General features: G+C 64.3%; 10 protein-coding genes. 6 read left to right on the top strand and 4 right to left on the bottom strand.

Annotated features, from left to right (window positions below; all coding sequences use genetic code 11):
- The first annotated feature begins 52 nt into the window (after positions 1–52).
- Positions 53–2,095 carry a sulfatase-like hydrolase/transferase gene (locus ABWK72_RS09685; protein ID WP_367874586.1) on the top strand — a complete coding sequence of 681 codons (2,043 nt, stop codon included), beginning with the start codon at positions 53–55 and terminating at the stop codon, positions 2,093–2,095.
- 141 nt (positions 2,096–2,236) lie between these two features.
- Here the strand turns inward: ABWK72_RS09685 and ABWK72_RS09680 are convergent, their stop codons facing one another.
- Positions 2,237–3,403: a helix-turn-helix domain-containing protein gene (locus tag ABWK72_RS09680; RefSeq protein ID WP_367872746.1), complete on the bottom strand. Its 1,167-nt coding sequence runs from the start codon at positions 3,401–3,403 to the stop codon at positions 2,237–2,239.
- Positions 3,404–3,730: 327 nt separating this feature from the next.
- Between ABWK72_RS09680 and ABWK72_RS09675 the strand changes: the two genes are divergently transcribed.
- Both ABWK72_RS09675 and ABWK72_RS09670 read left to right on the top strand, forming a co-directional pair.
- Entirely contained in the window at positions 3,731–4,444 is a 714-nt protein-coding gene (locus ABWK72_RS09675; RefSeq protein WP_367874585.1) for a hypothetical protein, read from the top strand.
- A gap of 862 nt (positions 4,445–5,306) precedes the next feature.
- A complete protein-coding gene (locus tag ABWK72_RS09670; protein ID WP_367874584.1) occupies positions 5,307–6,473 on the top strand; it encodes an IS4 family transposase in 1,167 nt (388 codons plus the stop codon).
- Positions 6,474–6,747: 274 nt separating this feature from the next.
- Here the strand turns inward: ABWK72_RS09670 and ABWK72_RS09665 are convergent, their stop codons facing one another.
- Positions 6,748–7,791 carry a 3-deoxy-7-phosphoheptulonate synthase gene (locus ABWK72_RS09665; protein WP_367874583.1) on the bottom strand — a complete coding sequence of 348 codons (1,044 nt, stop codon included), beginning with the start codon at positions 7,789–7,791 and terminating at the stop codon, positions 6,748–6,750.
- Positions 7,792–8,190: 399 nt separating this feature from the next.
- Here ABWK72_RS09665 and ABWK72_RS09660 point away from each other — a divergent pair, with 399 nt between their 5' ends.
- Positions 8,191–8,733, top strand: coding sequence for a hypothetical protein (locus ABWK72_RS09660; protein ID WP_367874582.1), 543 nt, complete (start codon positions 8,191–8,193; stop codon positions 8,731–8,733).
- Here the strand turns inward: ABWK72_RS09660 and ABWK72_RS09655 are convergent.
- Together ABWK72_RS09655 and ABWK72_RS09650 are read right to left on the bottom strand one after the other, a co-directional pair.
- A complete protein-coding gene (locus ABWK72_RS09655; RefSeq protein WP_367874581.1) occupies positions 8,725–9,633 on the bottom strand; it encodes a DUF1444 family protein in 909 nt (302 codons plus the stop codon). The two genes, ABWK72_RS09660 and ABWK72_RS09655, sit on opposite strands and share 9 nt — an antisense overlap.
- Before the next feature lie 411 nt (positions 9,634–10,044).
- Complete coding sequence (locus tag ABWK72_RS09650) at positions 10,045–11,415, bottom strand: alkaline phosphatase PhoX (RefSeq protein WP_367874580.1); 1,371 nt, start codon at positions 11,413–11,415, stop codon at positions 10,045–10,047.
- Positions 11,416–11,821: 406 nt separating this feature from the next.
- Here ABWK72_RS09650 and ABWK72_RS09645 point away from each other — a divergent pair, with 406 nt between their 5' ends.
- Together ABWK72_RS09645 and trxA are read left to right on the top strand one after the other, a co-directional pair.
- A complete protein-coding gene (locus ABWK72_RS09645) occupies positions 11,822–12,448 on the top strand; it encodes a hypothetical protein (RefSeq protein ID WP_367874579.1) in 627 nt (208 codons plus the stop codon).
- A 200-nt stretch (positions 12,449–12,648) separates the two neighbouring features.
- Positions 12,649–12,969 (top strand): thioredoxin, encoded by a 321-nt coding sequence (trxA, locus tag ABWK72_RS09640; RefSeq protein ID WP_367874578.1) that lies wholly within the window; start codon positions 12,649–12,651, stop codon positions 12,967–12,969.
- The last annotated feature ends 112 nt before the right edge of the window (positions 12,970–13,081 follow it).

The raw sequence follows: 13,081 nt of genomic DNA, 5'->3' as shown, positions 1-13,081 counted from the left end.
GGACGCAACTTTGCGAGGTGTCGGAGGTTGAATGGGCATGCTTCGTGGCGCTTTGAAATCCGCTCTTTTTCTCATCGGCGTCTTGTGCGGGGTGCCCCTCGCCGGTGCCGCGGAAAAGCAGCCGAACATCATCTACATCCTGTGCGACGATATGGGGTATGGCGACATGGGCGTGTTCTTCCAGAACCGGCTGAAGAAATCCTCGCCGGGCGCTCCGTCGTTTTCGACGCCCCAGCTCGACCGGCTGGCGAGGGAGGGAATCGCGATGGAGGGGATGTATTGCCCGGCTCCGGTGTGCGCGCCGTCACGGGCGTCGCTTCTAACAGGTGTGCACCAGGGCCATGCCAGCGTGCGCGACAACCAGTTCGACAAGGCCCTGGAGGACAACCACACGCTGGCGACGGTGCTGAAGGAGGCCGGCTATGCGACTGCGGTGATCGGAAAGTGGGGACTGCAGGGGAACGCCGGGGGCGGTCGGAAAAACAAGGCGGCCCGTGACGAGGCGTTGCCGGAGGCCTGGCCGGCTTATCCGACGAAGCGCGGGTTTGATTATTTCTTCGGCTACGTCCGCCACGGCGACGGTCACGAGCACTACCCGAAGGAAGGCATTTACAAGGGTGCCAAGCAGGTGTGGGAAAACGAGCGCGAGGTCTCGCGGGATCTCGACCGTTGCTACACGACCGATCTTTTCACCGCGCGTGCCAAGAAGTGGATCGAGGAGGAAAAGAAGGCCACGCCTCACAAGCCATTCTTCCTTTATCTCGCCTATGACACGCCGCACGCGGTCGATGAATATCCCGCCTGTGCCTACCCCGATGGTGCGGGTCTGAGGGGCGGCCTGCAATGGACCGGTGAGCCGGGTGCGATGATCAACACCGCCGCGGGCACGCCGGATTCCTGGTGCCATCCCGACTATGCCGGGCAGGCGTGGCCGGATGTGTCCAAGCGCTACGCCACATCCGTCCGCCGCATCGATGATTGCGTGGGCGATCTGATCGGCCTGCTGAAGGATCTGAAGATCGATGACGATACGCTGGTGATCTTCACCACCGACAACGGTCCGAGCCAGGAGTCGTACCTCAAGGGCCAGGAACTCGATCCCGGGTTCTTCCAGAGTTTCGGCCCCTTCGACGGGATCAAGCGCGATTGCTGGGAGGGCGGCGTCCGAGTCGGGGCGATCGTGCGTGCTCCGGGCCTGATCCCGGCGGGCCGCACTAGCAATGCGCCGGCGCAGTTCCACGATTGGATGCCGACCTTCGCGGAGCTGGCGGGCGTGCCGGTGCCGGCGCGCGCCGATGGTGTATCGCTGGTGCCGCTGCTCACCGGCAAGGGTGTGCAAAAGCCATCGCAGGTTTACATCGAATATGCCGTGGGCGGAAAGACGCCGAACATCAAACGGTTCGAGCCGGAGCACCGCGGCCGCAGCCGCGGTCAAATGCAGATGATCCGCATCGGTGAATACACGGGGGTCCGCTATGACATCAAGGATGCCGGAGCGGCGTTCGAGATCTATGATGTGGTACGCGATCCGCGGCAGTCGACCAATCTGGCCGACAAGAAACCGGAGCTGCAAAAGCAGATGCGCGATCAGGTGCTGCGCATGCGCCGCCCGAATCCAAGCGCGGCGCGTCCGTATGACGATGTACCGGTGCCGGCGCTGGGGAATGTGAAAACCGGGCCGGGATTGGTGCGCAGCAGTTACTCCGGCAGCTTCCCATGGCTGGCGAGGGTGGATGGGCTCAAGCCGACGGACTCCGGCATCTTCGCCGATCTCAGCGCTTGTCCGGTGGAGACGGCGGCTGAAACGCTCTACGCGGGCTACCTGATCGCTCCGGCCGACGGGGCCTACACGTTGTCGATCGGCCACGGGGCGCAGGCATTGCTGCGTGTGCACGACGCGACGGTGATCGACCAGGGCTTCAGGAAGCAGGCGACGAACGAGTCGGCGGAGATCCGTCTAACAGCCGGGGTGCATCGGTTCCGTCTCTACACGGCGAAGTCGGGTGAGGGGAGCGTGCCGGTGTTGAGCTGGAAAGTGCCGGGTGGGGAGGCGTTGGTGCCGGTGCCTGCGGCTGCTTTTGGGCACGAGCTTTAGTGGGGGGGCGGGGGAAAAGATCGAACATCGAACATCGAACGTCCAACATCGAACATCGAACATCGAAGGCAAAGGCAAAGGGGGCGCAGTCAGGACATGGGTAACACTTTTAGCTCAGGACATGGGTAACACGGTTCGGGTTCAGGGTGACACTTCAGCGACGGGTTGGCCAGCTTCGCCGCCGCCCGGCCGGGCGGCGGCGAAGCTGGCGGTCGTTTCATCAAGATGGCCTACCAGCAGCCCGGCAAACCACACCTCGATCAGCCCGTCGGGCCGCGGCGACAGCCCGACGCTCCAGCCGCCCAGGGCAGTGCTGATGAGGATCTTCTCGCCGCGGTGGCTGATGGTGCCGCCGCGCGGATTGACCCGGCGCGTTTCCATCCCGCCGTAGTCGAGTTCGTCAGGGGTGCCTTCATAGCGCCGCGCCGAGGGGATGTAGATCTCGGCGGGCATCTTCATGCCGAGCGACTCGTGGGGGCGCTCGTGGTTGTATTCGTGCCGCCACACGTCGAAGGCGGCCTGGTCGCGGCCGATCCGCCCGGCCTGCAGCTCGCGGCTGATGTCGAGGTGCATCCGCTCGTGGGCGCCGTTGTCCTGCGGGCAGCCCGGCCGGCTGCGCTCCAAGCCGATGCCCAGGGCCAGCCACCAGCACGAGAGCTTGCTCAATCCCAGCAGCCCGGCATGGGTCGCAAACGGCGGGCCGTTGTCGCTGCGGATCGCACCGGGCAGGCCGTGGAGCTCGAACAGGCGCTCGAAGCAGGCCCGCACCGGGGCGGTCCGCGAGCTCTCCAGCGCCCGCATTTCCAGCAGCATCTTGCTATGTTCGTCCCGCACTGTCAGCGGCTCGACCTTCTGCCCGTCGGCTCCCAACCACCACCCCTTGAAGTCGATGGTCCAGATCTCGTTGGGCTTTTCCGCCTTGAGCCCGGAGGCGATGCGGCCTCCGTCGCGCGCCGCCCGGGTCTTGCGCGGGACGGTCAATCCGGCGTGTTCCAGGACCCGCTTGAAGCTGCTTTCACACGGGATCTCCCCGGCGTGCTTGCGCCCGTAAAGGGCGCGGATCTTGCGCGGTCCCCAGTGCGGGTGCGCTTGCTTGAGCTTTACGATCTCGCAAACCACGGCTTCGGCCAGCCCGTCGGGACTGGCATGCGGCCGGCGGCTGCGGTCCTCCATCCCCGCCATCCCGTGCTCCAGGAAGCGGGCCTGCCATTTGTAGCCGGTCTTGCGGCTGATGCCATACTCGGCGCACGGCCCCTTGAAGTCGGCGCTTTTGATCGCCTTCAAGGCGAATTCGATTTTAAGGTCCATTTTAGGGGTCTCTTTCCACGGCATCCCCCACCTTCCCAGAGGGAAAACGGAGAGGCCAGGTGTTACCCATGTCCTGAACCAATCGTGTTACCTATGTCCTGAACCTGGACCAAGGGAAAAGGCGGCGGAGGGTGGTGACGGCAGTCGGGGACCGTTCTGCCGGGCGGTGCCCGGCGGTCCCAGTGGGGCGCGGGGGGAGGGCGGGTCGAAATTCGGAAGGGTGATTTTCGTTAGACCGATGGCGGATCCGCGCTAGGGAAGGGAGGGTCGGTGCTGCTGTTGCCGGCGTTGATTGAAGAAGCTGCTTATCCTTACACTCTAGATCCCATGCGTTCCCATATCCTTGCTGTTGTCGGCCTGTCGTTTGCTGTTGCTTCGCTGGAGGCGGAGGAGAAGGGGAGGGATTTGAAGGGGTCGTTCCCGGGGTTGGCGACGCTGGCGGTTCCGGAGGGGGATTCGCCGTTTCCGGGGGAGGTGGCGTATGATGCGAAGTTGTCCGAGGTGATCAACAAGCCGCTGCCGCTGGAGGAGGGCGCGCCGGAGGTCAAGCGGTTGATCGCGACGCGCTTGGACGGGGAGGGCGGGACGAGCTACTTCATCGATTTCGATCCGGGTCCGAGTGCGGATCCTTCTTTCGTGATCACGGAGCAGAAGAGCGGGAAGGTGCTGGGGAACATCGGGGCGGAGAGTCTGGTGGTGCCGGGGAATGGCTTTCTGTATGCGGTGGGGCGGTCGAACCGAATGCATCTGGAGCATCTGAAGTATGCGGTGCGGGAGGGGAAGCTGGTGGAGGTGGAGCAGCCTTTCTCGTACGTGGGCTTGCAGTCGAAGGCGAAGGTGGCGCTGAAGCTGATGGCGAAGAAGGACGGCGGGGAGGCGATCGCGAATATCCCGGCGGGGGATGCGGTGGAGGTGGTCTTGAGGGATGGGGAGTTTTTGTTGGTGAAGACGCAGTTCGGTTTGGTGGGGTGGTGGAAGATGAAGGAGAATGTGATGCCGGATCATGCGGAGATTGAGGGGATTTATTATGCGGGGGATTGAGAGGCAGGAGTGCCGGGTGCCGGGTGCCGAGTGGTCAGTGATCAGTGAAAGGCAGGCTGAGTTTGCTAGGGTTCAGTGTTCAGTTTTCAGGAAATGCGGAAGAGAAGGGAACCGCCAAGACGCCAAGGACGCCAAGAAGAAGAGGTGTTTTTTGGGAGCGAACGAAACGCGGAGGCGGGGAGGTCGCGGAGAGGGGCGCGGGGGGTGATCCCGGGCGGGGATGGGTGCGTGACTGCCGGACTTGCTGGAACCCCGTCCGGGATTCGATTCGGGGCGGGGAGCGCGAAGGCGCTGCCCCGAAAAAGCGACCAGAGGGGCATTGGACACGGCGTGGTGGGAGCGGGAAGCGCCGTCGCTTGGCTGCGTGCCTTTTCTTGCTGCGAGCGGTAGGGGACCATTCTGCGGGCCGTTGGCTCCGCGGTTCCGGGGGGCGTCCGTCGTGGGAGCGTGAGGGGATGACGCGCCAGCGCCCGGGACCGCGGAGGCTCTGCCCCGCAGAACGGTAGCTCGATACCGACCTCACCAAAGGGTCGGAATGGATCCTCACGCCAGGACGCTGCCAACCTTTGGAGCTGCATGCATCAAGGGACCACTCTGCGGGGCAGAGGCTCCGCGGTCCCGGGGGGCAGGCATCAGTCGGGCTGCTAGGGACAGACCACCATCGGGTCCTGCGGGACCAGCAGGCGGAAGTCGAAGATAGCGCCGTCGCTTTGCTGCCATCCTTACCGTGCCAACCCATCAAAGGACCGTTCTGCGGGCCGGGGGGCTCCGCGGCAGTTGTGTTCGGCACGGCTGATGCTGCCCGCGAATGTGACATTCGTGTCACTTGTACTCCGGGCCCGGGTCTGGCATAACCCGTCCGGTGGCACGCAGGAAACCGGTTCCCCGTGAAGACACGCTCAGCGGCTTCAAGCTGCTCGAGCGCTTTTGCGAACTCTTCGAGCCTTTCGACCAAAGGCGCGTGAAGTCCTTCCGCGAGTCCGATCCCCGCCGGGGCTTCGACGCGCAGGGCTACTTCGTGATGATGCTCTTCACCCTGCTCAACCCGGTCATCGATTCGATGCGCGGCTTGTGCGCCGTCTCGAAGTTCCGGCGCTTTGAACAAGGCACCGGCCTCGGCCCCGTGAGCCTCGCCTCGTTCTCGGAAGCCCAGTCGGTCTTCGATGCCAACCTGCTGCGCGGGGTCCTGCGCGAGCTGCTGGAGCGCAACAAGGACGCGCTGCCCAAGGAACTGCGCGGCAAGCTCGGGCAACGCGAGCTCGAAGCCATCGACAGCACGATCTGGGAAGTCATCCCGCGCATGGGCTGGGCCTTCTGGCGCGAGCAAGGCCGCAACCGTCACCACGGGGTGCGGCTCCACCTGCGCTGGCGGATCTTCGGCGGGGGCTGCGGCGGGGCCGAACTCACACCCGCCATCGAATGCGAGCAGCGGACCTTGCGCCACGAGCTCATCGAAGCCGGCATCGTCTATGTCGGCGACCGCAACTACTCCGGCAACTACGGCCTGCTGGAACGCATCGTGGAAGTCGGCTCGGACTTCATCGTGCGGCTGCCGGAGCGCGCGGTCTTCAAGGAGCTCGAGACCCTGCCGCTGACCAAGGCGGAACGTGCCGCGGGCATCACCCACCATGTGCGCGTGGCCTTGGGAGATGAAAAACCCATCGACCGCAACTGGCGGGTGGTGCGGATGATTATCCCGGGCTCGGGCGAGCCGCTGATGATCCTCGCCAGCTTGCCGGCCGACACATTGAGCGCGGGCGACCTGTGCGAAATCTACCGGCGGCGCTGGAGCATCGAGATGTTTTTCCGCTGGCTCAAATGCACGCTGCCGTGCCGGCACTGGCTGGCGGAAAGCCCCAACGGGGTGGCGGTGCAGGTTTACATGGCCCTGATCGCGGCGCTGCTGCTGGCGGGCCGCAACGGCAAACTTCCCGGCAAACGGCACATGGAAGCCATCCGCCTGTGGCAAACGGGCTGGATCGAAGACGACGAACTGCAGCAAGCCCTCGGTCTGAAAAAAAGCAGCTAGGCCCTCGCAGGAGAAATCACGCGCCATGACCGGCGCGGCGCGCAGCCGTGTCCCGGCAGCACCATGCGGAACGTCCCTTGAGACGGGCCAGGTATCGCGCGATTCGCGCCCGAAGCCCGGCCTGCCCCCTTGTGATCGAGCAAAGCATCGCCCGTGCCGAACACAACTGGCTCCGCGGTCCCGGGGGAAGAGCTGTCCTTGAAGCGGCACGGGGGAGCGGCTTCATGCCGTCCCCAGCGGGACCTTTCGGAGAAAGGTTCCTGCCTTGCGGCTGCTACAGCATCCCGGCGGCTTCGTGGAGGAGGTCCTCGGTGGTTTCCCAGCCGATGCAGGAGTCGGTGATGGATTGGCCGCGGACGAGCTGGTCGAGGGGCTTGGGGAAGGACTGGCTGCCGGCGACGAGGTTGCTCTCTAACATGGCGCCGGTGATCGAGCGGTCGCCGGCGGCGCGCTGGCGGACGATCTCGCGGAAGACGGCGGGCATCTTCAGGTGGTCCTTGGCGCAGTTGGCGTGGGAGGCATCGACGATCAGGGATTGGGTCAGCTTGGCGGCCTCGAGGGCGTTGCGGGCGGCGGTGATACTGGATTCGTCGTAGTTCGGGCCGTGGTCGCCGCCGCGGAGGATGACGTGGCAGTCGGGATTCCCGGTGGTGGTGACGGAGGAGGCGATGCCTTCTTCCGAGACGCCGAGGAAGGTCTGGGAGCGGGCGGCGGCCTTGACGGCATTGATGGCCGCGACGAGGTCGCCGGAGGTGGTGTTCTTGAAACCGACGGGCATGGAGAGGCCGGAGGCCATCTGGCGGTGGGTCTGGCTTTCGGCGGTGCGGGCGCCGATGGCGGACCAGGAGATGAGGTCGGCGATGTACTGCGGGGTGATCGGGTCGAGCAGCTCGGTGGCGGTGGGCAGGCCGAGGTCGATGACGCTGCGCAGGAAGTGGCGGGCGCGGCGCAGGCCTTCCGGGATGTCGTCGGTGCCATCGAGGTGCGGGTCCATGATCAGGCCCTTCCAGCCGATGGTGGTGCGCGGCTTCTCGAAGTAGACGCGCATGACGATGTAGAGCTTGTCGCGGAGGCGCTCGGCGAGGGCGGCGAGGCGGTGGGCGTATTCGATGCCGGCTTCGGTATCGTGGATCGAGCAGGGGCCGACGATCACGAGGAAGCGGGGATCGCCGCCGCGGAGCAGGGAGCGGAGGTGGGCGCGGGATTGGGAAACGAACTCGGCGCGGTCCTCGCCGCGCGGGATCTCCGCCTGGAGGCGGGCCGGGGAGGGCAGGGGGACATTGCGGGCGATGTGGAGGTCGGTGACTCGCGCGGACATGGGGGAGGGTAGTGGGGGAAATCACCAATCATCAATCTTCCAATCATCAATCGGTCTGCGGCTGCGCCGGGGGAGGGATTAGCGGGAGATCCGGGGAACGAGGGGGTCTACCGCAGAGGCGCAAAGGTCGCGGAGGAGCGCGGAGAAAGGCATCGTGAGGCGGTGGGCGGGATCGATGCCGGTTTCAAGGGGGCTGAAGTGCCCGCTTCTGCCTAGCCTGTAAAGGTCATGAGGGTCGGCAGCTTCATGCTCGACCTCCCCGGGACGCAAAATTAGTCCTGTGTGGAGGCCGTCCGAACAAGCTGCCCCGAATAAAATAAGATGCCCGCACCAGAAATCATCGCCCGAGTGAGGGCCGCCTACGGGGTGCCGGCTTCCCATGAGCCATCCCCGGGCGATGTGCTCACGAGTGCTTCCGAGGCGGCGGCGTTTCTCCAACGCGCCCTTCCCGAGCTTGAGGTTGAGTTCGACCCGGAAGACGTGATCGAGTCCGCCAAGTGGTGGTACATTCCGTTCGGGTGGATTGGCTGCGCCGGCTTCATCATCGACAAGGATGGCGGCTACATCAACCAACTGGGTTCTTGCCACTCCTTGGATGAGTGCTGCTGGGGTCACAGCAATGGGATCAAATACAAATACGCCGATTTGACCGTGTTGCGGGTTCACAACCTTGACGCAACGCTCGCCACCCTGATGAAGATGGGCAATAGCTCGCCCTTCAGTCCAACCCCCAACAAGCAGGACAAAGACGGGAATCTGCGGGAGTTCTGGACGATTGACGAACTCAGGGCTGAAATTATCACGCTCCCGAAAACTTTCCCGGACCAAGTGCTCTGGTTCACGATACTCGCACTCCACGAGGCGCGCGACAAAGGGTATTTCGACTTCGAGGTGGCGGAGGGAAGCCACGATCGCGAATTTGCGTTGAAGCCACTAGACTGACGGATTCCGGGAGTTCATCGCACCATCGGTGCCGTCCTTGAATTCTTCGAACTTGCCGTTGCGGTAGACGAAGAGTTTCGAGGTGAGGCGATAGGCGCCTTCCTCAGTGGCTTTTTTCACGACGACCTTCATGTGCTCGATGCCTTCGGGGTGCCCGGTTCCGGTGACGAGCAGGACGTCGCGGGTGGGGATGGCGACGACGATCTCGCCCTTCACGTCGAGGTCGCCGGCGGTCCAGATGGAATCGAGGAGGAGGAGGCTGGCCTCGTAGTTGCCATCGGCGGTGATCATGTAGAAGCCGGGAGCTCCGTGGTGCTCGATGTCCGGGAGCAGGCGCTTGAGGTTTTCGCAGGCGAGGGCGCGCAGGTCCTTGCGGTCGATCTTCGTTTTCTCGAATTCCTCCTGGTCCAGGTAGCGGATGCCGCGCTCCGAGTCCTCGGCATAGAGCACTACGAGATCGGCACCGAAGTCATCGTGGATGGGTTCGGGGAAGTCCGTCCTGCCGTGCTGTGCCAGGGCCTGAATGGATTCCGCGAGCCAGGGCCGGTCCTTGATCACGGGGACGATGCGGCTGGGATCATTCGTCCCGTCCTCGATGTCGAATGCCTCGAGGCCGGTGGCCACCAGCCGGTCGATGGCGTCGGGATCGCGTTGGTAGATCTCGTAGGTATTGTAGAGGAAGGAAGTCAATCCTTCGCGATCCGGGCGGACGAGCTTGAGTTCCATGTCCGCGACGATCTCGACTTCCAAGCCGGTGCGCTTTTTACGGAAGACCCCGGCGACCATGCGGGTGAATTCGGCGGGAGGCATTTTTTCCGCGCCGGGGGTTTCAGAGGGCTTCGAGGAGCCTCCGAATAGCGAGGCGATGGTGGCGCAGGATCGTTTGAGGAAGTTTCTCATGGTCATGGAGTGCGGAGCTGCGGGTGTCCATGTTAGACCATGGTTTGGTGAGATGTGCCAAGTTCCAATGGGGAGGCGGAGAAATCTGTGGCAGCGCTGGGGAGGGTCTGCAATTTGAGATTTAAGATCTGAGATTTCAGATTTGAATAGAAGGGAGCCCGGTGTTTGCCGCTTGATACTCGACGCGCTCGGCCCTTGCTTCGCCCTGGCTGCAGGCTGCCGCAGTCCAGAGCGGCTGCGCCGGGAGAGGTGGCGGGCCGGGATGGTGGCTGCGTCCGCCTGAAGGCGGGACTACTTACCCTTGGTGGCGGGCTGTTAGGGACCGCTCGGCCGCACAGAGGATTGTCCCGGATCTGAAATCAAATTGCGGGGCTATCTCCGGCGGCGCCTCCGGTTGTGCGGACCACCATTTCAGGCGATGGCCTTGTCCCAGGGGCCGGTGACGGCGAGGGTGAGGCCGCGGGTCTGGAGGTTGACGAAGAACCACTTGCCGTCGGGCGAGAAGCAGCAGCCGGCGAATTCGCCGTCGGCGGGATTGCGGGCGAGGGTGATGATCTTGCCCTGCGGGGTGACGCAGCGGACGTGGGCGGCGGGCTTCTTCTCGCCGGGCTTGGGCTCGGCGACGAGGTCCTCGCAGATGACGATGCCGCCCCAGGGGGCGGGGCAGAGGTTATCGCCATTGGTCAGGAGGTCGCTGGCTTCGGGCTGGAGGAAGAGCTGGAGGGTATCGGGCTTGGCGGGATCGCCGGAGGGATCGAGGCGGAAGATCTGGCCGAGCTTGTGCGGGCCGCCATTGGTGCAGCAGATGTAGAAGGCACCATCGGCGAGGTGGATGCCCTCGCTGCGGGGGAAGGCGGCGGCATCGGCCTCGTGGCCGCGGACGCGGAGGTCGTCCTTCGGCGCCTCGATGTCGTCGAGGTCGATCCAGGTGACTTGGAAGGGCTGGCCGGGGACGGGCCAATTCGTGGTCGCGTGGAAATTGCGGAGGTGGCAGGAGGGGCGGTTGATGACGGCGAGGGCTTGGAGCTTGCCCTTGGTGAAGTCGCCCCGGGTTTCGGGGAGGAAGCGGTAGAGCAGGCCGTCGTCGCGGTCCTCGGTGAGGTAGAGGATGCCGGTCTTGGGATCGAGGGCGACGGCTTCGTGGCGGAAGCGGCCGAGGGCCTTGAGCGGGGCGGGCTGCTGGAGGCCGGGGGTGGAGGTGGCGTGGACGGCGTAGCACCAGCCGTGGAGCTTGCCGCGGGTGGTGAGCATGTCGTCCGGTTCCTCGCAGGTGATCCAAGTGTCGCCGACCTTGCCGCCGGCGCAATTGCGGTCGGTGCCGAAGAGGGAGAGGAAGTGGGCGGTTTTGGTCCCGGTGGCGGGGTCGAAGACGAGGTTGGTGGTGCCGCCGAGGGCCGGATTCCGGCCTTCGGTGCCGGGATTGTAGGCGAGGGCGGGGTCGAAGCCGTCCGGCAGGCGGGTATTGTCGGTGAAGGGGCCCATGGCGGTTTGGGCAAGGCCGAGTTCGTGGTTGCAGACCAGCACGACCTTGCCATCGGGGCCGGGGAAGGCGGCCATGCCATCGGGCGCGCCGGGGACCTTGTAGCCATCGCTCATCGGCTCGCCGCGGGTGGCGAGGACGCGGTAGGAGAAGCCTTCCGGGAGGTCGAGGATCTTGGCGGGGTCTGCCAGCAGGGGGCCGAAGGGCGCGATGAGGCGGGTTTCCGTCCGGGCGGTGGCGTAATTTTGGAGGCCGAGGAAGGCGAGTCCGGTGGTCCCGAGGAAGGTGCGGCGTGAAGGCATTGGTGGGAGTGAAGGAGGGAATTCGGGGGGGTCAAGCTGGGGAGGGGCTTGTGACGGAAGCGTTGCGGAAGCGGGGAAAAGGCAGAATCACTAATCACTAATCTTCTAATCATAAATCGGTCTGCCGCTGCGCGGGAAGAGGTCATGAAGTGGCGCTTTGCGTGGGTCGCGATACTCAGGTGGCCTCGATTCACGCGCCAGCGCCCTCCTCTTCGCGCAGCGCCACTTCGATTTATGATTAGAAGATTAGTGACTAGTGATTTCCGGTTGGCCTGTCCGGTATGCGGGAAAATTGATAATCGACCTTGCCGGTGAGGCGAAATCGTCGGGGTCCTGCGATGGATGTTTGACAGCCCCGCGGCGGGCTGGTTGCTTTTGCCAACCTGCAATCCAAAAAAGCCTAGCAATGAGCGAAAACGAAATCCCGCCACCGAGGCAGACGTCCTCGATCCCGGCGCCCAAGCAGACCTCGTCGATTCCCCTGAAGAAGGAAACCGTGCGGGTGACCCTGAAGGCTTCCGACGCGCCTCCGGCGACGCCGAATGCGACGGTTTCCGCCGCTCCGACCAAGCCACCATCGCCATCCGGCCTTGGTTCCGCGCCGCCAGCACCTAGCGTCGGCCCGCCGACCGTGGGCGGTGCGCCAAAGGCTCCGGCCCCGGCCCCGACGATCGCGCTGCGCCCGGCAGGTGCCCCGACGGCTCCCGGTGCTCCGGCTCCGACGATCCGCATCAATTCTCCCGGCGCTGCCGGCGTTCCCGCCCGCACGGTGCCGCTCGGCGGTCCGGCCGGCACGGTTTCGCTGCCGAAGGCGACCGTCCAGCTCCAGCCTCCGACCCAACCGCTCGGCACTGCCGGTGCCTCGCTGAGTTCGGCTGCGACCATCCGCACGATGGATGACGAGGACGAAGAAGGCAACGAGACGATCCCGATGGTGCTTTCGGTGATCGGCTTCCTGGGTGCCGCCGCGGTGGTGATCTTCCAAATCCAGACGCTCAATATCTGGGGCAGCTTCGGCAATCTCTTCGAATAATCTCGGGCAACCGGAATCCACACGATCATGATCTATCCTATCATCACCTTCCTGCTGGCTGCTGCCGCCGCTGCATTGGCATTCACGACTGGCGCTCTGCCAATCTGAGGCCTTGCCGTTCGATCTTCAGGGGGCCGTCCCGTCGCTTTCCGCGGCAGGGCGGCCCTTGACTTTTCCGGGTTGCGCTCCACCTTCCGCGCATGGCTCAGCAATTCAACGAAAGCAATTTCCAGTCCGAAGTCATCGAGTCTGACCAACCCGTCCTGGTGGACTTCTGGGCGGAATGGTGCGGACCTTGCAAGATGATCGGTCCGGTCATCGACCAGCTTTCCGGTGAACTCGAAGGCCAAGCCAAGGTTGGCAAGGTGAACGTCGATGAAGCCCGCGAACTGGCGGTCAAGTACGGCGTGCGCTCGATCCCGCTGCTGCTCTTCTTCAAGGGCGGCGAGGTGAAGGACCAGATCGTCGGCGCGAACGTGACCAAGGAAATGCTGAAGCAGAAGCTGCTGGCACTGGCTTAACGGTCCAACACGTGTGATTTTTGAGAAGCCGGGGCGAGAGCTCCGGCTTCCTCGTTTAATGACGAATGCCGAATTTCCGAATGTCGAATGAAGTGTGGTATGAAGGAGGGGG

This window comes from Luteolibacter sp. Populi (assembly GCF_040801775.1).
Classification (GTDB): Bacteria; Verrucomicrobiota; Verrucomicrobiia; order Verrucomicrobiales; family Akkermansiaceae; genus Haloferula.
This window is presented reverse-complemented; position numbering and strand designations above follow the sequence as displayed.

Bases quoted from the DNA above. Each gene is read 5' to 3' on its own strand.
- ABWK72_RS09650 (WP_367874580.1), bottom strand. From the start codon at position 11,415: ATGCCTTCACGCCGCACCTTCCTCGGGACCACCGGACTCGCCTTCCTC.
- ABWK72_RS09645 (WP_367874579.1), top strand. From the start codon at position 11,822: ATGAGCGAAAACGAAATCCCGCCACCGAGGCAGACGTCCTCGATCCCG.
- ABWK72_RS09675 (WP_367874585.1), top strand. From the start codon at position 3,731: ATGCGTTCCCATATCCTTGCTGTTGTCGGCCTGTCGTTTGCTGTTGCT.
- ABWK72_RS09655 (WP_367874581.1), bottom strand. From the start codon at position 9,633: ATGAGAAACTTCCTCAAACGATCCTGCGCCACCATCGCCTCGCTATTC.
- ABWK72_RS09665 (WP_367874583.1), bottom strand. From the start codon at position 7,791: ATGTCCGCGCGAGTCACCGACCTCCACATCGCCCGCAATGTCCCCCTG.
- trxA (WP_367874578.1), top strand. From the start codon at position 12,649: ATGGCTCAGCAATTCAACGAAAGCAATTTCCAGTCCGAAGTCATCGAG.
- ABWK72_RS09680 (WP_367872746.1), bottom strand. From the start codon at position 3,403: ATGGACCTTAAAATCGAATTCGCCTTGAAGGCGATCAAAAGCGCCGAC.